At 67.6% G+C, this 18,723-nt stretch carries 19 protein-coding genes; 8 read left to right on the top strand and 11 right to left on the bottom strand.

The features are described from left to right. Positions 1 to 81: 81 nt before the first annotated feature. From gyrB to dnaA, 6 genes are all read right to left on the bottom strand, one after another. On the bottom strand, positions 82 to 2,058 hold the full coding sequence (gyrB, locus tag ABC270_RS01650; protein ID WP_412879189.1) for a DNA topoisomerase (ATP-hydrolyzing) subunit B: 1,977 nt from the start codon (positions 2,056 to 2,058) through the stop codon (positions 82 to 84). Between the two features lie 133 nt (positions 2,059 to 2,191). Next, complete coding sequence (locus ABC270_RS01645) at positions 2,192 to 2,692, bottom strand: DciA family protein (protein ID WP_412879188.1); 501 nt, start codon at positions 2,690 to 2,692, stop codon at positions 2,192 to 2,194. After that, on the bottom strand, positions 2,692 to 4,035 hold the full coding sequence (recF, locus tag ABC270_RS01640; protein WP_412879187.1) for a DNA replication/repair protein RecF: 1,344 nt from the start codon (positions 4,033 to 4,035) through the stop codon (positions 2,692 to 2,694). Before recF ends, ABC270_RS01645 begins: the two co-directional genes overlap by 1 nt. 33 nt (positions 4,036 to 4,068) lie before the next feature. After that, a complete protein-coding gene (gnd, locus tag ABC270_RS01635; RefSeq protein ID WP_412879186.1) occupies positions 4,069 to 4,956 on the bottom strand; it encodes a phosphogluconate dehydrogenase (NAD(+)-dependent, decarboxylating) in 888 nt (295 codons plus the stop codon). Between the two features lie 70 nt (positions 4,957 to 5,026). Then, complete coding sequence (gene dnaN, locus ABC270_RS01630; RefSeq protein ID WP_412879185.1) at positions 5,027 to 6,172, bottom strand: DNA polymerase III subunit beta; 1,146 nt, start codon at positions 6,170 to 6,172, stop codon at positions 5,027 to 5,029. Between the two features lie 530 nt (positions 6,173 to 6,702). Beyond that, a complete protein-coding gene (gene dnaA / locus ABC270_RS01625; RefSeq protein WP_412879184.1) occupies positions 6,703 to 8,166 on the bottom strand; it encodes a chromosomal replication initiator protein DnaA in 1,464 nt (487 codons plus the stop codon). 519 nt (positions 8,167 to 8,685) lie between these two features. Here dnaA and rpmH point away from each other — a divergent pair. From rpmH to ABC270_RS01585, 8 genes are all read left to right on the top strand, one after another. Beyond that, positions 8,686 to 8,823: a 50S ribosomal protein L34 gene (rpmH, locus tag ABC270_RS01620; RefSeq protein ID WP_058724833.1), complete on the top strand. Its 138-nt coding sequence runs from the start codon at positions 8,686 to 8,688 to the stop codon at positions 8,821 to 8,823. Between the two features lie 61 nt (positions 8,824 to 8,884). Next, complete coding sequence (gene rnpA, locus ABC270_RS01615; protein ID WP_412879183.1) at positions 8,885 to 9,235, top strand: ribonuclease P protein component; 351 nt, start codon at positions 8,885 to 8,887, stop codon at positions 9,233 to 9,235. Next, the gene (gene yidD, locus ABC270_RS01610; RefSeq protein ID WP_412879182.1) at positions 9,232 to 9,621 is read left to right on the top strand and encodes a membrane protein insertion efficiency factor YidD; all 390 of its coding nucleotides are present in this window, start codon (positions 9,232 to 9,234) and stop codon (positions 9,619 to 9,621) included. The genes rnpA and yidD overlap by 4 nt, the downstream gene beginning before the upstream one ends. 8 nt (positions 9,622 to 9,629) lie before the next feature. After that, the gene (gene yidC / locus ABC270_RS01605) at positions 9,630 to 10,592 is read left to right on the top strand and encodes a membrane protein insertase YidC (RefSeq protein ID WP_412882018.1); all 963 of its coding nucleotides are present in this window, start codon (positions 9,630 to 9,632) and stop codon (positions 10,590 to 10,592) included. Continuing rightward, a complete protein-coding gene (locus ABC270_RS01600; RefSeq protein WP_412879181.1) occupies positions 10,593 to 11,075 on the top strand; it encodes a Jag family protein in 483 nt (160 codons plus the stop codon). Continuing rightward, positions 11,072 to 11,716 carry a 16S rRNA (guanine(527)-N(7))-methyltransferase RsmG gene (gene rsmG / locus ABC270_RS01595; protein WP_412879180.1) on the top strand — a complete coding sequence of 215 codons (645 nt, stop codon included), beginning with the start codon at positions 11,072 to 11,074 and terminating at the stop codon, positions 11,714 to 11,716. The genes ABC270_RS01600 and rsmG overlap by 4 nt, the downstream gene beginning before the upstream one ends. A 58-nt stretch (positions 11,717 to 11,774) precedes the next feature. Further along, positions 11,775 to 12,668, top strand: a complete 894-nt coding sequence (locus ABC270_RS01590) for a ParA family protein (protein ID WP_412879179.1) — start codon at positions 11,775 to 11,777, stop codon at positions 12,666 to 12,668. After that, positions 12,668 to 13,633, top strand: a complete 966-nt coding sequence (locus ABC270_RS01585) for a ParB/RepB/Spo0J family partition protein (protein WP_412879178.1) — start codon at positions 12,668 to 12,670, stop codon at positions 13,631 to 13,633. Before ABC270_RS01590 ends, ABC270_RS01585 begins: the two co-directional genes overlap by 1 nt. A 489-nt stretch (positions 13,634 to 14,122) precedes the next feature. Here ABC270_RS01585 and ABC270_RS01580 read toward each other — a convergent pair whose 3' ends face one another. The 5 genes from ABC270_RS01580 to trxB form a co-directional block, all read right to left on the bottom strand. Beyond that, positions 14,123 to 14,737: a YdcF family protein gene (locus tag ABC270_RS01580; RefSeq protein ID WP_412879177.1), complete on the bottom strand. Its 615-nt coding sequence runs from the start codon at positions 14,735 to 14,737 to the stop codon at positions 14,123 to 14,125. A 46-nt stretch (positions 14,738 to 14,783) separates the two neighbouring features. Next, the gene (locus ABC270_RS01575) at positions 14,784 to 15,746 is read right to left on the bottom strand and encodes a D-alanine--D-alanine ligase family protein (RefSeq protein WP_412879176.1); all 963 of its coding nucleotides are present in this window, start codon (positions 15,744 to 15,746) and stop codon (positions 14,784 to 14,786) included. Between the two features lie 40 nt (positions 15,747 to 15,786). Next, on the bottom strand, positions 15,787 to 17,091 hold the full coding sequence (locus ABC270_RS01570; protein ID WP_412879175.1) for an aminotransferase-like domain-containing protein: 1,305 nt from the start codon (positions 17,089 to 17,091) through the stop codon (positions 15,787 to 15,789). A gap of 190 nt (positions 17,092 to 17,281) precedes the next feature. Continuing rightward, positions 17,282 to 17,608, bottom strand: coding sequence for a thioredoxin (trxA, locus tag ABC270_RS01565; protein ID WP_022832611.1), 327 nt, complete (start codon positions 17,606 to 17,608; stop codon positions 17,282 to 17,284). Between the two features lie 83 nt (positions 17,609 to 17,691). After that, on the bottom strand, positions 17,692 to 18,690 hold the full coding sequence (trxB, locus tag ABC270_RS01560) for a thioredoxin-disulfide reductase (protein ID WP_412879174.1): 999 nt from the start codon (positions 18,688 to 18,690) through the stop codon (positions 17,692 to 17,694). Positions 18,691 to 18,723: the final 33 nt, after the last annotated feature.

The raw sequence follows: 18,723 nt of genomic DNA, 5'->3' as shown, positions 1-18,723 counted from the left end.
GGGGTTCCGTCGGTCGCGCCGGGCGCGACCACAGGGGGTCGGGACTGTCGACGCGGCTGGCACCGCGCCTCCAGGCCGGGGTCAGATGTCGAGGAACCTGACGTCCTTGGCGTTCTGCTGGATGAACTGGCGACGCGCGTCGACGTCCTCGCCCATCAGCGTCGCGAAGACGCTGTCGACGGCCGCGGCGTCCTCGAGCGTGACCTGCAGGAGCGTGCGGGTGTCCGGGTTCATCGTGGTGTCCCAGAGCTCCTTGTAGTCCATCTCGCCGAGACCCTTGTAGCGCTGGATGCCGTTGTCCTTCGGGATCCGCTTGCCGGACGCGAGGCCGGCCTGCAGCAGGGCGTCGCGCTCGCGGTCCGAGAACACGTACTCGTGCGCCGAGTTCGACCACTTCAGGCGGTACAGCGGCGGCTGCGCGAGGTAGACGTAGCCACGTTCGATGAGCGGCCGCATGTAGCGGAACAACAGCGTGAGGAGCAGCGTCGTGATGTGCTGCCCGTCGACGTCGGCGTCGGCCATGAGCACGATCTTGTGGTACCGCGCCTTCTCCGGGTCGAAGTCCTCCCCGATGCCGGCGCCGAACGCCGTGATCATCGACTGGATCTCCTGGTTCGCGAGGGCGCGGTCGAGCCGCGCCTTCTCGACGTTCAGGATCTTTCCCCGCAGCGGCAGGATCGCCTGCGTGAGCGGGTTGCGCCCCTGCACGGCCGAACCACCGGCGGAGTCACCCTCGACCATGAAGATCTCGGAGATCGTCGGGTCCTTCGACTGGCAGTCCTTGAGCTTGCCGGGCATCCCGCCCGACTCGAGGAGCCCCTTGCGGCGGGTGGTCTCGCGCGCCTTGCGGGCGGCGAGTCGGGCCTGGGACGCCTGGATCGCCTTGCGGATGACGTCGCGCGCCTGCGTGGGGTTCCGGTCGAACCAGTCGGCGAGCTCGGTGCCGACGACCTTCTGCACGAATCCCTTGGCCTCGGTGTTGCCGAGCTTGGTCTTCGTCTGGCCCTCGAACTGCGGCTCGCCGAGCTTGATGGAGATGACGGCGGTCAGGCCTTCGCGGATGTCGTCACCCGTGAGGTTGTCGTCCTTCTCCTTGATGATCCGGTTCTCGCGCGCGTACTTGTTGACGAGCCACGTCAGCGCGGCGCGGAAGCCCTCTTCGTGGGTGCCGCCCTCGTGCGTGTTGATCGTGTTCGCGAAGGTGTGGACGCTCTCCTGGTAAGAGGTGTTCCACTGCATCGCGATCTCGAGCGCGATCTGACGCTCCTTGTCCTCGGCCTCGATCGAGATGACGTCCTCGTGGACCTTGTCGGACTTCTTCTGCGCGTTGAGGTACTCGACGTAGTCGATGAGTCCGCGCTCGTAGTGGAAGGTGTCCTTCCGGGCCTCTTCGCCCTCGTCCGGGGTGCGCTCGTCACGGAGCTCGATCTTCAGGCCCTTGTTGAGGAACGCCGTCTGCTGGAACCGCGTGCGCAGCGTCTCGTAGTCGAACTCGGTCGTCTCGAAGATCTGGTCGTTCGGCCAGAAGGTGATGGTCGTTCCGGTGCGGTCGGTCTCCTCGCCCTCGGCGACCGGGGCGACGGGAACGCCGTCGGTGTAGCTCTGCCGGTAGACGTGCCCGTCACGCGCGACCTCGACGTCGAGTTCGGTGCTGAGGGCGTTGACGACGGACGAGCCGACGCCGTGCAGACCACCGGAGACCGCGTAGCCGCCACCGCCGAACTTGCCGCCGGCGTGGAGGACGGTCAGGACGACCTGGAGGGTGGAGACACCCTCGGTCGGGTGCGTGCTGACCGGGATGCCACGACCGTTGTCGACGACGCGGATGCCCCCGTCCTCACGGATGGTGATGCCGATCGTGTCGCAGTAGCCGGCGAGGGCTTCGTCGACGGAGTTGTCGACGATCTCGTAGACCAGGTGGTGGAGACCGCGCGGACCCGTCGAGCCGATGTACATGCCCGGGCGCTTGCGGACGGCTTCGAGGCCCTCCAGCACCTGGATCTGGTCTGCACCGTAGGACGGTTCGTTCTTCTGTGCGTCGTCAGATCCTGATGTCATGTCGAGAGAGCTCCTGCCTGCGCGCGGAACACCCGCACACTGCACTGCCCAGTCTACCGCCTCGGGCGTTCGTTCGAGGCGGAATCCGGGCGCTGACGGGCCTTTTTTCGCCCGGCAGGATGAAATTGTCGGCTCAGCCGTAGGTGTCGCGAGGACCGCGCCCCTGGACCGTCCTGGGACCGCGTTTCCACGTGGGGGCGTCGGGCCCGGAAACCCGGATCGACTGGACCCCTGCCTGCGGGTGCCGTTCCGCGATCGTAGTGGTGACGGTCGACCGCATGAGTCGGAGCTGCGTCGCCCATGCCGTCGAGTCGCACCGGATGACGAGTGCACCGTCGTCGATGGTCACCGGACGGGAGTGCTTCGCGAGCTCCTCGCCGACGACGCCCGGCCAGTCGACGAACAGCTCGGAGCGCGCGAGGGGCTCCACCCAGCCGAGCTCGTCCGCGAGCGAACCGACGACGTCGCCGAGGCCCTTCGGCTCACGACCGCGACCGTACGGGACCGAGTCGGCGTCGACCTCGCGCGCTCGACGTCGGCGGGCGTCGACCGTCCGGAGCGATGGGTCGCCGAACACCGCCTTGAGGTGCCGGTAGAACCGGGCGGGTTCGGTCGGCTTCCACGGCTTCGGCATCAGACGCCGGCTCCCGCGGACCGGTCGGTCGCCTGGACCGGACGGGAGGCGCGGGTCGCGTCCGTCGCGTCGGTCACGTCCGGCGCGTCGGTCACGCCCGGTCCGTCGGCCACGGCCGGGCCCACGGTCACGCCCGGTCCGTCGGTCGCGCTCGACGCGGTGGTCGCGCTCGGGGCCTCGGGGTCGACGATCGTCCCGGCCTCGATGTGCACGGTGTGCGCCGCGAGCTGCGACGGAACGTCTCCGAACACCGCCGCCGTGATGAGCACCTGCTCGTAGTCGGCCACCGCGTTCGCCAGGCGTTCGCGACGCGACTCGTCGAGTTCCGCGAACACGTCGTCGAGGATGATGATCGGGTCACCGAGGGTCGACTGCGCCCGGAGCACCGCGGCGCTCGCGAGCTGGACGGCGAGTGCGAACGACCAGGACTCGCCGTGACTGGCGTACCCGCGCGCGGGTAACCCGTTCAGCTGGAAGAGGACGTCGTCGCGGTGTGGGCCGACGAGGGTCAGTCCGCGGTCGAGTTCGTCGCGACGACGGCGTTCGAGCGCGCTGCGGAACGCCTCGGCAGCCGCGGGCACGCTCACCGGCTCGTCCGGCGTCCCGAGGACCGGGTCGGTGGCGGCCGCGTCCTCCGGGTCGCCGCCGCGGACGCTGAGCACGCCGGCGATCGTCGCCTCGTGCCGTTCTCCGGCGACGGTCGCGTACGCCTCGGTCACGAACGGTGCGAGCCGACGGGTGAGGTGGTCGCGCGCGGCGATGATCTCGGCACCGAACTGCACGAGCCGGTCGTCCCACACGTCCAGCGTCGACAGGGCGCCCGCCTTCGAGCCCGTCGCCCGGGCCGACTTGAGCAGGGTGTTCCGCTGGCGGAGTGTCCGGTCGTAGTCGGCGAGGACCCCCTGCATCCGGGGGGCAATCTGCCCGAGGAGCTCATCGAGCATCCGGCGGCGTCCGGCCGGTTCCCCGCGGACCAGCGCGAGGTCCTCCGGGGCGAAGAGCACACTGGTGCAGTAGCGCGGGAGCTCGCGGGGCTTGATCGCCGCACGGTTCACCTGCGCCCGGTTCGACCCCGAGCGGTTGATCTGCACCTCGGCGAGGATGCTCCGGTCCTCGTGGGCGAGCCGCGCACGGACGATCGCGGCGTCGCAGCCCTGCCGGACGAGTGCCGCGTCGGTGGGGACGCGGTGTGAGCCGAGCGTGGACAGGTAGCCGATCGCCTCGACGAGGTTCGTCTTGCCCTGGCCGTTCCTGCCCACGAACAGGTTCGGCCCGCGTGCGAGGTCGACCTCCGCCTCCCGGTAGTTCCGGAAGTCGGTGAGTTGCAGGTGGTCGACGTGCACGCGGGCCGAGACGAGCTCAGGTGGTTACCCGAGCTACGCCTTCTTGACGGCGTGGCCGCCGAACTGGTTGCGGAGCGCCGCGACGGCCTTCATCGTCGGGGACTGGCTGCCCTGACGCGAGACGAAGCGGGCGAACATCGCCGCCGAGAGCGCGGGCATCGGGACGGCGAGCTCGATGGCCTCCTCGAGGGTCCAACGGCCCTCACCGGAGTCGTCGACGTAGCCCTCGAGCTCGTCGAGCTTCGGGTCCTCGTTGATGGCCAGCACGAGCAGGTCGAGCAGCCAGGAGCGCACGACGGTGCCGCGCTGCCAGCCGGCGAAGACCGCGGGGACGTCGTGGACGATGTCCTTCGCCTCGAGGAGCTCGTACCCCTCGCCGTAGGCCTGCATGATCGCGTACTCGATGCCGTTGTGGACCATCTTCGCGTAGTGACCCGCGCCGATGCCGCCGGCGTGCGAGAAGCCCTCTTCACGCGGACCCTCGGGGCGGAGCGCGTCGAAGACCGGCATGGCGAACTCGACGTCCTTGACGTCGCCGCCGACCATGAGACCGTAGCCGTTGTCCTTGCCCCAGACACCGCCGGAGACACCGGCGTCCACGTAGCGGATGCCGTTCGCGGCGAGCTGCTCGGCGTGCTTCGCGTCGTCGAGCCACTTCGAGTTGCCACCGTCGATCACCAGGTCGCCCTCGCCGAGGATGCCCGCGAGCTCCGTGATGACGTCGTCGGTGATCTTGCCGTGCGGGACCATGACCCACACGAGCTTCTGCCCCTCGGGCAGCGCGGCCGCGAGGTCCGCGAGGCTGGCGACGTCCGAGACGGCGGGGTTCGCGTCGTACCCGGTGACCTCGATGCCTGCGTTGCGGAGACGGGCACGCATGTTGTTGCCCATGCGACCGAGGCCGACAAGACCGATGTGCATGATTTCCTCTTCTGTTCGTCGTCGCGCTGATGCAGGGGTGGCGCGTCAGCGCAGTGTTCGGCTGTTGCGCTTACCGCAGCAGGAGATTGGGCTGCAGCAGGTACCGGTATCCGTCCGTGGCAGGTGCTTCCTGCGAAGTCTGGCCGGTGAGGAGCACCGGACCCGGCTTGTTCGGGTTCTCCGTCTTGGTGAAGGAGATGCGGACGAACTCGGAGTGCACCGCGTTCAACCCGTCCAGGAGGAAGGCGGGCTTCAGCGAGACCACCGTTTCCTCTCCGGTCAGCAACGCACTGATCGACTCTGACGCCTGCGCTTGTTCGGACCCGATCGCCTCGAGCGTGAGCCCGTCGACCGAGAAGGAGAACCGGAGCGCCGCTTCGCGCTCCAGGACGAGGGAGACCCGTCGGACCGCCTCGACGAGTTCCGCGGTGTTGATCACCGCGTGGTCGTCGACGGTCTCGGGGAAGAGCCGGCGGACCGGCGGGTAGTTGCCCTTGATGAGCAGCGACGTCACGGTCTTGTCGTCTGCGTGGAACGCGATGAGCTCGCGGTCCGAGGTGCCGCTGATCGAGACCGACACCGTGGACGCCGACCCGAACGTGCGGCCGACCTCCTGCAGGGTGCGGGCCGGCACCAGGGCGTGCAGCGGCTCCGAGCCGACACGGCCGGAGTCCCACGCGATCGTGCGGACTGCGACGCGGTAGCGGTCCGTCGCGATGAGCGAGAGGTCGTTGTCGCCGACCTCGAGCTGCACGCCCGTGATCACCGGTGTGACGTCGTCACGGCTGGCGGCCACGGCGACCTGCGAGACGGCCTCGGAGAAGGCGTCGCCGGGGATGACACCGGTCTGCGGTCCGATCTCCGGCAGCGTGGGGTACTCCTCGACCGGCATCGAGAGCAGCGTGAAGTGCGCGGAGCCGCAGGTGACCGAGATCTTCGTGTCCTCGGTGGTGAACGTGACCGGAGCGTTCGGGAGCCGGCTCGCGATGTCGTTGAGCAGGCGGCCCGAGACGAGGACGGTGCCCGGCTCGTCGATCTGCGCGGTGATCGACGTCTGCGCCGAGACCTCGTAGTCGAACGACGAGAGCGTGAGGCGGTCGCCCTCCGCGTGGATGAGCACGCCGGAGAGGATCGGGAGGGTCGTGCGCTGTGGGAGGAGCTTCACCGCGAAGGAGACGGCTTCGGAGAAGACGTCCCGGTTGACCTCGAACTTCACAGCTGGGACCCCTGTCGATCGTTTGGACTGTCCGGCCGCCCCATTGTGGCACAGCGGAGCGAGCGCCGGATTCTTGTCATCCCGCCGTCCACAAGGTTGTCCCGCGGAGATTCATCGTTGTCCAGGATCAATGGTGTTAACGCCTGTGCACACTGTGGACAACTCTGTGCATCCCGCTTGTCCACAGGGAACTACACAGGTGTGAGTTGTGCATCGTGTGTTGACGAGGTCTGGATGAGGGATAGTCATCTATCCACTTCCATCCCCAGTCTCCACAGGTGGGTACAGATCTGTGTACAACAGCACCGCGTGTCATCCACAGTTATCCACAGGCTTTCCACACTGTGGGAATCTCGCCGCCTGGAACCGTCTCAGATGGTGGACATGCGCGCATCCACACTGATCGCGAGGCGTGTCGCGTGCATCCGACATGTCGCAGAGGCGACGAACGACGGCCTGGAGGCACGGTGCCAGCCCGCACCGTGCCTCCAGGCCGTCATGCGGTCGCGTCGTCGACGCGACCCGCTTCCTCAGCGGTAGCGGCGGTCCTGCTTGATCCGGCTGGTGAGCTCGGTGACCTGGTTGTAGATCGACCGCCGCTCCTTCATCAGCTCGGTGATCTTCTTGTTCGCGTACATGACCGTGGTGTGGTCGCGGTTGCCGAACAGCTGCCCGATCTTCGGCAGGGACAGGCTCGTCATCTCCCGGCAGAGGTACATCGCGATCTGCCGAGCGGTCGCGATCGCCTGGGAGCGGGAGGAGCCGTAGAGGTCGTCCACGGAGAGCTTGAAGTACTCCGCGGTGTGGTTGATGATGTCCGTCGGCGCGATGACGTTGTCGTCGTCGAGCGTGATCAGGTCCTTCAGGACGGTCTGCACGAGCGCCATGTCGACGGCTGTCCGGTTGAGGCTGGCGAACGCGGTCACCCGGATCAGGGTGCCCTCGAGCTCCCGGATGTTGCTCGACACCTTCGACGCCATGAACTCGAGGATGTCGTCTGGTACCTGCAGGTGGTCGGACTGGGCCTTCTTGCGGAGGATCGCGATGCGCGTCTCGAGGTCGGGTGCCTGGACGTCGGTGATGAGGCCCCACTCGAAGCGTGAGCGCATCCGGTCCTCGAAGCCGGTGAGGTGCTTCGGTGCGACGTCCGACGTGATGACGACCTGCTTGTTGTGGTCGTGCAGCGTGTTGAACGTGTGGAAGAAGGCCTCCTGGGTGGAGTCCTTGCCCTGGAGGAACTGGATGTCGTCGATCAGCAGGATGTCGATGTCGCGGTACCGCTGCTGGAACTGGTTCGACCGGTTGTTCGCGATCGAGTTGATGAAGTCGTTCGTGAACTCCTCGCTCGACACGTACCGCACCCGGATGCCCGGGTAGAGGCTCTCGGCGTAGTGGCCGATCGCGTGGAGGAGGTGGGTCTTGCCGAGCCCGGAGTCGCCGTAGATGAAGAGCGGGTTGTACGCCTTGGCCGGAGCCTCGGCGACCGCGACCGCTGCGGCGTGGGCGAAGCGGTTCGAGGACCCGATGACGAAGTTGTCGAAGTTGTACTTCGGGTTGAGCCGGGACTCCGGCCGGCCACCGGTGCCCGGGGAGTCGATCTGGCTCGGGACGAACGGTGCCTCGATGTACTGCCGGGGCGCGACGCTCTGTTCGACGGTCGCCTGGGATGGTTCGGCGTAGTCGGGCACGTGCGTCGGGGCGACGTCCACGCGGGGCTCCGAGGCCATGTCCGGGTTGACGGTGATCGCGAAGTTGGCGACCCTGTCGTCACCGATCCGGGCTATCGCCTCGGTGAGGGGGATACGGATGCGCTGTTCGAGCATCCCGCGGGTGAGGTCGTTCGGCACCTCGAGGTACAGGGTCCCGGCCAGCACGCCCTTCGGTTCGACCAGGTTGAGGAAGCCCTGCAGCTGCGGCGTGATGCGGTCGTCCTCGGCGAGGAGTCCGAGCACCGAGGTCCAGAGGTCCTCGACGGGGTCGGCCGGCATCGTCATGTCGCGCTCGTCTCCAGGTTCGTTCGTGCTCGTGTGCTGGTCGGGTCATCGTCGGCGGTGGCGGCTGCACGCCGCAGGACCCCCGGCACCGCTCGGTCGGGGACGGCGTCGGCGCGTACGTCGGCACCCGTGGCGGACACTGTGCCGGACCAAGCGGTCCACAGGGTTGTCCACAGCCTTGTCCACGACCGCCCGACCGAGCTCTGGAAGGGGACTCCCCTGTCGTACCGGGCCGAGGGCGGATCGATCACACCACTGTACGGGACCGCGGCGCGTCGTACCGAACCGAAGTTTTCCCCAGTGTGGACAATGGTCCTGCTCACCGCGGTCCCGACTGCCGTTTGACCTGCCCGCCGCTGTCACGTACCGTTAACCAGTTGACTGCGGCCAGTTGGTCGCGCCCGTTACGCGTCGTTCGGTGCTCCGAGCGGCAACACACATACATACGTGACGGCTCACACGGACACTCGCGCGGTGCACCAGCGGCGCGGTGATCGGTGCAGCCGCGTGGAGATCATCATGAGCAAGCGCACCTTCCAGCCGAACAACCGCCGCCGCGCCAAGAAGCACGGCTTCCGCGCCCGCATGCGTACCCGTGCCGGCCGCGCCATCCTCGCCGCGCGCCGCGCAAAGGGCCGCACCGAGCTCAGCGCCTGAGCAGGCAACGCCTGATCGGCCACCGACCGGTCCGCTCGCGGATCGGCCTCCGGTAGCGAGCATGCTGGCCCGCGCCAACCGCATCGTCCGAGGGGACGACTACCGGTCCGTCGTGCGCCGTGGACGCAAGAGCGCCACGGCGCACGTCGTCGTATCCGTGGTCCGTCACCCCGCCGGGCTGGTCGGTCCGACCCGGTTCGGCTTCATCGTCGCGAAGACCGTCGGCAACGCCGTCACCCGCAACCTCGTCCGTCGACGGCTGAAGGCGATCGCGCACGACCTGCTCGCGGACGTGCCGACCGGGCACGACGTGGTCATCCGCGCACTGCCAGCCGCTGCGCAGGCCGGATGGCCTACCCTGCTCGGAGACGTTTCGCGCTCGTTCGCGCGCGGAGTGGAGAAGGCAGCATGAACCGCAGTCGGCTGACCCGCATCGCATGGGTCGTCGCGTTGCTCCCGCGCAACGCGTGCGTCGTCGTGCTCCGCGCCTACCGAGCGGTCATCTCGCCGCTCTACGGGAACGTCTGCCGGTACCACCCGTCGTGCTCCCGGTACGCGCTCGAGGCCATCCAGCAGTACGGGGTGGTCCGCGGCACGGCCATGGGAGCGTGGCGGATCGCCCGCTGCAACCCCTGGGCAGCCGGCGGCATCGACGACGTCCGGGAACGTCGCCGTCCCTACACCGTGAACCGGTTCGGCTTCGTCACCGGCCCGGCTGACGGACCCAGCACCACCCCGCAGCACCAGCAGCCTGCGATCACCCCGCTGCTGCTCCCCCAGCGAACGCGAAAGGCGTGACCGCCCCCATGGACTTCATCGGAACGATCCTCTGGCCGCTCAAGTGGGTGGTCTCCGCCATCCTCGTCGGATTCCACTGGGTCTTCGAGAACCTCGGCATGGACCCCAGCGCCGGTATCACCTGGGTGCTGTCGATCATCTTCCTGACCTTCGTGGTCCGCGCGGCCCTCATCCCGATCTTCGTGCGCCAGATCAAGTCGCAGCGCCGCATGCTCGAGGTCGCGCCGCAGCTCAAGAAGATCCAGGACAAGTACAAGGGCAAGAAGGACCAGTTCTCGCGTGAGGCCATGAGCCGCGAGACCATGGCGCTCTACAAGGAGACCGGGACGAACCCGCTGAGCTCCTGCCTGCCGCTGCTCATCCAGATGCCGATCTTCTTCTCGCTGTACTCGGTGCTGCACGAGGCACAGATCAACAAGACCGGCATCGGCCTGCTGACGAACGACCTGGCGGCGAGCTTCGGCAACGCCTCGCTCTTCGGCGCCCCCCTGCACGAGACCTTCACCAACGCGTCGGGTTGGGAAGTCCGGGTGATCGCCGGCTTCATGATCGTCGTGATGACGGCATCGCAGTTCATCACGCAGCTGCAGCTCGTCGCGAAGAACATGTCCCCGGAGACCAAGGAGTCTCCGATGTACCGCCAGCAGAAGATGATGCTGTACATCCTCCCGCTGGTCTTCGTCATCTCGGGTCTCTCGTTCCCCCTCGGCGTCATGTTCTACTGGCTCGCCTCGAACATCTGGACGATGGCGCAGCAGTACTTCGTCATCCGCAGCATGCCGACGCCGGGCTCCGAGGCCGCCCTCGCCCGCGAGGCCCGCCTCGCGAAGAAGGCACAGCGCCGGGGCACGCCGGTGCTCGCCGAGGCAGGTGCCGGTGCCACGGCCGTGGAGGTCGAGCCGGTCCGGGTCACGACACAGCGTCAGCAGCCGGTCGGCAAGAACCGAGCGAAGAAGAACGGGAAGAAGTAAGTGACGGACGACAGCACCACCGCTGAGGCCACCGAGGTCGACCGCGACGAGGCGGACATCGCAGCGGACTACATCGAGGAACTCCTCGACATCTGCGACCTCGACGGCGACATCGAGATCGAGGAGCGGGGCGGCCGCGTGTACCTGTCCGTCACGGACGACAGCGACTCCCTCCGGGTGCTGTCGAAGCCGGAGACGGTGACTGCGCTCCAGGAGCTCACCCGCATCGCGGTGCAGGCCGAGACGGGCGAGTTCAGCCGTCTGATCCTCGACGTGGCCGGCTCGCGCGACACCCGGGCCTCGGAGTTGCAGCGCCTCGTCGACACCGCGGTCGAGCGGATCGAGGCTGGTTCGTCCTCGGCGGCACTCCCCCCGATGTCGTCGTACGAGCGCAAGCTGGTCCACGACCTCGTCGCCGAGAAGGGCTTCCACTCGGAATCCGAGGGCGAGGGCCGCGACCGGCACACCGTCGTCACCCGATGACCGAAGCTCGCGTCCCGGAACTGGAGGTCGAGCCGGCCGCCGCCGCAGCCCTGTTCGGAGACCGTCTCGACCGTGCACGGTCCTTCACGAACGAGCTGGCGCGACGGGGAGAAGAGCTGGGCCTGATCGGCCCACTCGAGTTGCCCCGACTGTGGACACGACATATCCTCAATTCCGCGCTGCTTGCTCCCCTCCTGGAGGCACAGGGCCGCGTTGCCGACGTCGGCTCCGGTGCCGGGTTGCCCGGCCTGGTGCTGGCCATCGCACGTCCGGACGTGCACTTCACGCTCATCGAGCCGATGGAGCGTCGAGTCGACTGGCTGAACGCCGAGGTGGAGCGACTCCCCCTCGACAACGTGACGGTGGTCCGGGCGCGCGCCGAGGACGTTGCCGACGACATCGTCGTGGACCAGGTGACCGCGCGGGCGGTGTCGGCTCTGTCGAAGCTCATCCCGCTGACAGTTCCGCTCGTCCGGTCCGGCGGGCAGTTGATCCTGATGAAGGGTGCGCGTGTCGACGAGGAGGTCGAGAAGGCGCGGAAGGTCATCCTGCGGAAGCGCCTGACTGACGTCGAGGTGCTCGAGCTCGGAGACGGTGTGGTCGAGGAGACCACGCGGGTGTTCCGGGCTACAGTTGATTGACGCCGGCAGCAGCGCTCCGCGTTCCACGTGAAACACGAACCGGGGAAGAGAGCACTCGTTGAGTTCATCCACCGACTACGACGCATCGACGCCGCTCGCTCGTGAGATCGCTGATCTGAACCGTCGCCGCCGTGCGATCGCGACGCAGCAGTTCCCCCTCCCCAGCAAGACGCGCATCATGACGGTTTCGAACCAGAAGGGCGGGGTCGGCAAGACCACGACCACGGTCAACCTGGCTGCCGCGCTGGCGCACGGTGGTGCTCGTGTGCTCGTGATCGATCTCGACCCCCAGGGAAATGCGTCCACCGCGCTTGGTGTCGATCACCAGGCAGAGGTGGCGAGCATCTACGACGTCATCGTCGACGAGGCACCGATCGCCGACACTGTCCAGCGCTCCCCCGAGTCCGAGACGCTGTGGTGCGTCCCGGCCACGATCCACCTCGCCGGCGCGGAGATCGAGCTCGTGTCGCTCGTCGCGCGCGAGCAGCGGCTTCGGACCGCACTCGACCAGTACCTCGAATCGCTCGACGAGCCGTACCACTACGTCTTCATCGACTGCCCGCCGTCGCTGGGTCTGCTGACGATCAATGCCTTCGTCGCCGCAGAAGAAGTGCTGATCCCGATCCAGTGCGAGTACTACGCGCTCGAGGGGCTGAGCCAGCTCCTGCGCAACATCGAACTGATCGAACGGCACCTCAACCCGAAGCTCCGCGTCTCCACGATCCTGCTGACGATGTACGACGGCCGCACGAACCTCGCGAACCAGGTTGCCGCGGACGTCCGTGAGCACTTCGGCGACCAGGTGCTCAAGTCGATGATCCCGCGCTCGGTCCGTGTCAGCGAGGCCCCGAGCTACGGCCAGAGCGTCGTGGCCTACGACGTCAACTCAACCGGCTCGCTCTCCTACTTGGAGGCGGCTTCCGAGATCGCAGCACGAGGAGCACAGAACTGATGGCACCCAAGCGAACCGGACTCGGCCGTGGGATCGGCGCGCTCATCCCGACGGCGACCGAGCAGCAGGACCGCCCCGTGGACGTGTTCTTCCCGACCGGGGGCTCGCCGGCATCGGCGCCGACGGCAGACGACCTCGTCGCCGTCCCGGGCGCCCGACTGGCGAACCTCAACCCGCTGGACGTGGTGCCGAACGCCCACCAGCCGCGCAAGGAGTTCCGCGAAGAGGAGCTCCAGGAGCTCGTCCATTCCATCCGTGAGATCGGCGTCCTCCAGCCGATCGTCGTCCGTCCCATCGCTGGCGCGTCCGGTACCGAACCGCAGTACGAGCTCATCATGGGTGAGCGTCGGCTGCGTGCGACGAAGGAGCTCGGTCTCAGTACGATCCCCGCGATCGTGAAGGACACCCCAGACGACGCGATGCTCCGCGATGCGCTGCTCGAGAACCTGCACCGAGCGCAACTCAACCCGCTCGAAGAGGCATCGGCGTACCAGCAGCTCCTCGCGGACTTCGGGATCACGCAGGAGCAACTCGCGCAGAAGATCGGCCGATCACGGCCTCAGATCACGAACACGATCCGACTGCTCCGTCTGCCCTCCCCCGTGCAGCGGCGCGTTGCTGCGGGCGTGCTGTCTGCCGGACACGCGCGCGCGATCCTCGCCGCGCCGGACGCCGAGTCGATGGAGTACCTCGCCGAGAAGATCGTGAACAAGGACCTCTCTGTTCGGACGGCAGAGGCACTGGCGCAGCAGCTCGCGGCCGGAACCCCGGCGAAGCCCAAGCAGCAGACGACGAAGCGTCAGGCACACTTCGATGACCTTGCGGAACGTCTGGGTGACCGCCTCAACACCCGGGTGAAGATTGCCGTCGGAGCGCGGAAGAGCTCGGTGACGATCGACTTCGCGAACGGCGAGGACCTGAACCGCATCCTCGGCGAGCTCGGCATCAGCGACATCGCGGAGTAGCGAGTCGAGTCGCGGGCGTTCGCGAGCACTACGGCGCTCTGACGGATGATTCTCGGACCGCGGACGAGCGCAGCTGCGAACCGGGCCGGTCGGTCGACCAGCCGCCGATCAAGGGAGCGTACCGCGGGGAAGAGTGGTCTTCGCCTGCTGGTTCCCCGTCGGGATGTCCGGCGTTCGACGCGGAGCCTGCGAGACGGGGCACCAGCGGCCTTCTCCGGGCCGTTTCCACCTGCGACGCTTACGTGGACGCAACGAGCCTTCTGTGACCTCAGAGTGGCACCAGGCGGCCGCAGCTGGGCCTGTGCGAGGAACGGGCGAGGTGATTGCTTCCCGATGCTCGACTCAATCCCCGTTGTTCCACGTGGAACACCGGTCGCGCGGCGGAGGCCGATGACAACCAGTGCGCGGCACGGCTTCCGGTGACCGCTCCCCGGGTCCTGAGCGGGTTGGCGTTGTTTCACGTGGAACACCGCTTCGTATTGCGTGCGCTCAGAGCGGCGATTGCTGACGGCACTCTTTCACTCGGAACGCTCGACTCCGAGCGAGCTTCCACAGACCCACTGCAGCGAACATGGGCTTCAGCGCTGCCATCTCGCCCCACCGATGATCACGGCCCGGAACGAGTCTTGCCGCGAGTCCTGGTTGCTGCCGGCGAAGGTATGCCCGGGCCCTCTCAGCGTGCAGGCTGTTCGAAGCGAAGATGATCCAATCCGCATCGACGAGCAGTGGTGCGACATTGCGAACGTTCTCCCAAGTTGTTCGGCTCTCGTCCTCCACGATGATCCGACCCGACCAACCCAAGCCCGACCGCAGGTACCGGTGCAGGAGCTCTGCTTCTGCCACGGAACCGCGGACCGGTCCCCCGCTGCAGATGATCGTCACTCCAGGATGGCGACGAGCGGAACGAACAGCAATGCGCGCGCGCCAGCGGTTGATCATGTTGATCTGCGGTCCCCGGTTCGCGGAGCCGAGGAGCACGACGTAACCGTTCGTGGCGTCGTGGGCTAGGTCTCGGGTACCGTGACCGCGTTGTGCAGCCCGCGCATGCAGCACGTCTGCGAGCACGATGGTCCCCGCAGTGGTGGCGGTGGCGATCGCGATCACCAGGGGCGATGTTCCACGTGGAACGCACCTGCGACCCACGCTGCGCTCAGTGTGCGTCGTCGCGGATCGCTTGCTCGGCAAGCTCCGCGTACGTCCATCCGAGGTCGAAGCCTGACGCGGTCAACGCCTGGGGGACCAAGGAGGTTTCCGTGAGGCCGGGCAGGACGTTGGCTTCCAAGAACCAGGGCGTTCCGGCGCCGTCGATGATCAGGTCGACCCGGGAGAGGTGACGCAGACCGAGTGCGCCGTGCGCAGCGATGGCGGCAGTGGACACCGATGCTGCCTGTTCCTCCGACAGTCGTGCCGGCGTGTAGAACGTCGTCTCGCCGGCGTTGTACCGGGCCTCGAATCCGTAGGTACCGCTCCGAGGAACGATCTCGACTGCGGAGAGTGCGACCGGACCATCGCCGGTGTCGATGATGCCGACGGCGACCTCCACGCCTCGGATGAGCTGCTCCACGACGACGTCGTCGCAGTAGGTGTACGCGGTCACCATCGCTCGCGGGAGGTCGTCGACGTCGTCCACGAGGGTGACGCCTTGCGCACTGCCGCCGCGTGCCGGCTTCACGGCGAGCGGAACGGGGTGCTCGCCGGCGATCGCCTCGAGGACGCCGACTGCGCCGAGCTCACGGAACACGTCGTGCGACAGCGTGATCGATCGCGGCGTCTTGACGCCGGCACGTGCGACGAGCGCGGACGCCGTGGGCTTGTCCCATGCGAGTCGGGCCGACGTCGACCGTGAGCCGACGAACGGGATGTCGAGTGCCTCCAGGATGCCTCGCAGGGCACCGTCCTCTCCGGAGGCGCCGTGGAGGGCGGGCCAGACGACATCCGGACGAGACTCGGCGAGCACAGGCAGCAGCGAGGCGTCCGCGTCGCGGAGGTCGACGTCCCAGCCGTAGCCGGTCAGGGAGTCGGCGACCCGTCGACCTGAGCGGAGGGAGACGTCACGCTCGTGGGAGATCCCTCCGGCGACGACGACGACGTGACGATGTGCGGGCGCGGCCATGCGAAGGGTCCTTCGTGGTGAAGATGTACGAAAGTGCTGATCAGGAGATGTTCGGCGGCGGAGCGGACACCGAGCTCGTGCCGCGGATGACGGTGTTGGGCCGCGTGGCGGATCCGAAGGTCTCGAGCAGCTCGAGCTCGTCGTTCACGACCGTCGCGAGGCGCTTGACGCCGACCCTGATCTGCTCCGCTGTCGGGTAGCAGAAGGACAACCGGATGTTCCCGCCGCCGCGGCCGTCGGCGTAGAAAGCGGTTCCCGGCGTGTACGCCACGAGCTCCTTCACCGCGCGCGGCAGCATGCCCTTCGAATCGAGCGTCTCAGGCAGGGTGAGCCACACGAAGAATCCGCCGTTCGGTCGGGTCCAGGTGAGGTCGGGCAGGAACTCCCCCAGGGCGGAGAGCATCGCGTCGCGGCGCTCGGCGTAGAGACCTCGGAACGTCTCGATCTGGCCCTTCCAGTCGGCGGCGTCCAGGTAGGCGTTCACCACGTACTGCCCGAAGGAGTTCGGGGCGAGCACGGCGGACTCATTGGCGAGGACGAGCTTCTCGCGGATTGCGTGCGGTGCGAGCGCCCAGCCGACGCGGAACCCCGGTGCGAGGGTCTTCGAGAAGGACCCGAGGTACACCACGCCCTCGTCGTCGATAGACCGGATCGCCTGCGGCGCCGGCTCGTCGAACCACAGGAGCCCGTACGGGTTGTCCTCGAGCACGAGGATGCCGTTCGAGCGGCAGATGTCGAGGACCTCGATCCGACGCTCACGACTCATCGTGACGCCGGCAGGGTTGTGGAAGTTCGGGATCGTGTAGAGGAACTTGATCCGCTTGCCCCGGGTGCGGAGGTTCGCGATCGCCTCGCGCAGGGCCTCCGGGACGAGACCGTGCTCGTCGGTCGTGACGTGGACGGTCTCGGCCTGGTACGAGCGGAAGACCCCGATCGCACCGACGTAGGACGGCGACTCGGCGAGGACGACGTCGCCCGGGTCGATGAAGAGTCGCGTGACGAGGTCCAGGGCGTGCTGCGAGCCCGTCGTCACGACGACGTCGTCCGCGGACGCCCGGATGCCCTCGAGGCTCATCACGTCCACGATGTGCTCGCGGAGGGATCGCAGGCCCTGACCGCCGCCGTACTGGAGCGCCATCGCGGCGTCCTCGGCCATCACACGGTCGATCGAGCCGGTCACGAGCTCACGGGGCAGGGCGGAGACGTACGGCATGCCTCCGGCCAGGGAGACCACCTCGGGGCGCGATGCGACGGCGAACAGGGCTCGGACCTCGGAGGCGCTCAACCCGGCGGTGCGCTGGGCGTAGGAGTCGTACCAGGGGTCGAGGCTGGTGCCGTTCGTCATCGTGTGCTCCGTTCACTGAGGCATTCCCGCCACACTACGACATGTGCTGCGGAAACCCGGGGTCCGATCGGCGTCACGTGGCCTGCAGCGTGAGAGAACGCACCACCGGACACACAGGTGCTCCGCACTGCGACGGCAGAACGCCCCGCCCCCGGGACCGGGGACGGGGCGTTCGTGCGTTGCGGGTCGACTACGCGAGGAACTCGGCGAGGTCCGCTTCGAGCGCGGGCTTCGGCTTCGCACCGATCACGGTCTTGACGACCTCACCGCCCTTGAAGACCTTCATCGCGGGGATCGAGGTGATCTGGTAGTTCATCGCGGACTGGGGGTTGTCGTCGACGTTGAGCTTGACGATCTCGATCTTGTCGGCGTGCTCCGCGGCGATCTGGTCGAGGATCGGCGAGACCGCGCGACACGGGCCGCACCACTCAGCCCAGAAGTCGACGAGGATCGTCTTGTCGGACTTCAGGACCTCGTCCGAGAAGGTGGCGTCGGTGACTGCCTTGGCGTTGGACATGTGTGCTCCTTCGTGGATCCCGGTCGCAGCCGAGAAGTCGTTCGGTGGGTACAACGGCGGGGCCGCTGTGACATTCCCCGCGGTCAGGCGCGAGCGGCCTCGACGTCGACCGTGACGGGCGATTCCAGGGTGACGCCCTCAGCCGGCCCCGTCAGTTCGTCGTCGAGTTCGGCGAGGTACTTCTCTGCGTCGAGCGCGGCGACCGTGCCCGAACCGGCTGCGGTGATCGCCTGCCGGTAGGTCGGGTCGATGACGTCACCGGCCGCGAACACACCCGGCAGGTTGGTCTTCGACGAACGGCCCTGGACGGCGATGGTGCCCTCCGGGGCGATGTCGATCTGCCCGTGGACGAGGTGGGTACGCGGGTCGTTGCCGATCGCGATGAAGAGTCCGTCGAGCTCGAGCGACGAGGTCTCCCCGGTCACCGTGTCGCGGAGCTGTACACCCGTCACGGAGGACTCACCGTCGATGCCGATGACCTCCTTGTTCCAGGCGAACTCGATCTTCGGGTCGTTGTGGGCACGGTCCTGCATGATCTTCGACGCGCGCAGGGTGTCCTTGCGGTGGATGACCGTGACCTTGTCGGCGAAGCGGGTGAGGAACGTCGCCTCTTCCATGGCGGAGTCGCCACCGCCGACGACCGCGATGTTCTTCTGACGGAAGAAGAAGCCGTCGCAGGTCGCGCACCACGAGACACCGTGGCCCGACAGGCGCTCCTCGTCCGGGAGGCCCAGGTGACGGTAGGCGGAGCCGGTCGCGTAGATCACCGCGAGGGCCTCGTACGTCTCGCCGGAGCCCACGGTGACCTTCTTCACCTGGCCGGTGAGGTCGACCGACACGGCGTCGTCGTACAGGACCTCGGCCCCGAACTTCTCGGCCTGCTCCTGCATCTTGATCATCAGGTCGGGGCCCTGGATGCCCTCGGGGAAGCCCGGGAAGTTCTCGACCTCGGTGGTCTTGGTGAGTTCGCCGCCGGTCTCGACGCTGGACGCGACGATCAGGGGCTTGAGCTCCGCGCGCGCGGCGTAGATGCCGGCGGTGAACCCGGCCGGACCGGAACCGATGATGATGAGCTGGCGCATGCCTCGCTGCCCTTCCGTTGAGTGCTGACCGGG

This window comes from Curtobacterium phoenicis (assembly GCF_047238015.1).
Taxonomy (GTDB): Bacteria; Actinomycetota; Actinomycetes; order Actinomycetales; family Microbacteriaceae; genus Curtobacterium.
This window is presented reverse-complemented; position numbering and strand designations above follow the sequence as displayed.

Excerpts from the sequence above, each read along its gene's own strand:
- trxB (WP_412879174.1), bottom strand. The coding sequence starts at position 18,690 with ATGCGCCAGCTCATCATCATCGGTTCCGGTCCGGCCGGGTTCACCGCC.
- gnd (WP_412879186.1), bottom strand. The coding sequence starts at position 4,956 with ATGCACATCGGTCTTGTCGGCCTCGGTCGCATGGGCAACAACATGCGT.
- trxA (WP_022832611.1), bottom strand. The coding sequence starts at position 17,608 with ATGTCCAACGCCAAGGCAGTCACCGACGCCACCTTCTCGGACGAGGTC.
- yidD (WP_412879182.1), top strand. The coding sequence starts at position 9,232 with ATGAACCGCAGTCGGCTGACCCGCATCGCATGGGTCGTCGCGTTGCTC.
- ABC270_RS01575 (WP_412879176.1), bottom strand. The coding sequence starts at position 15,746 with ATGGCCGCGCCCGCACATCGTCACGTCGTCGTCGTCGCCGGAGGGATC.
- ABC270_RS01570 (WP_412879175.1), bottom strand. The coding sequence starts at position 17,091 with ATGACGAACGGCACCAGCCTCGACCCCTGGTACGACTCCTACGCCCAG.
- dnaA (WP_412879184.1), bottom strand. The coding sequence starts at position 8,166 with ATGACGATGCCGGCCGACCCCGTCGAGGACCTCTGGACCTCGGTGCTC.
- ABC270_RS01585 (WP_412879178.1), top strand. The coding sequence starts at position 12,668 with ATGGCACCCAAGCGAACCGGACTCGGCCGTGGGATCGGCGCGCTCATC.
- rsmG (WP_412879180.1), top strand. The coding sequence starts at position 11,072 with ATGACCGAAGCTCGCGTCCCGGAACTGGAGGTCGAGCCGGCCGCCGCC.
- gyrB (WP_412879189.1), bottom strand. The coding sequence starts at position 2,058 with ATGACATCAGGATCTGACGACGCACAGAAGAACGAACCGTCCTACGGT.
- ABC270_RS01645 (WP_412879188.1), bottom strand. The coding sequence starts at position 2,692 with ATGCCGAAGCCGTGGAAGCCGACCGAACCCGCCCGGTTCTACCGGCAC.
- yidC (WP_412882018.1), top strand. The coding sequence starts at position 9,630 with ATGGACTTCATCGGAACGATCCTCTGGCCGCTCAAGTGGGTGGTCTCC.
- rnpA (WP_412879183.1), top strand. The coding sequence starts at position 8,885 with ATGCTGGCCCGCGCCAACCGCATCGTCCGAGGGGACGACTACCGGTCC.
- rpmH (WP_058724833.1), top strand. The coding sequence starts at position 8,686 with ATGAGCAAGCGCACCTTCCAGCCGAACAACCGCCGCCGCGCCAAGAAG.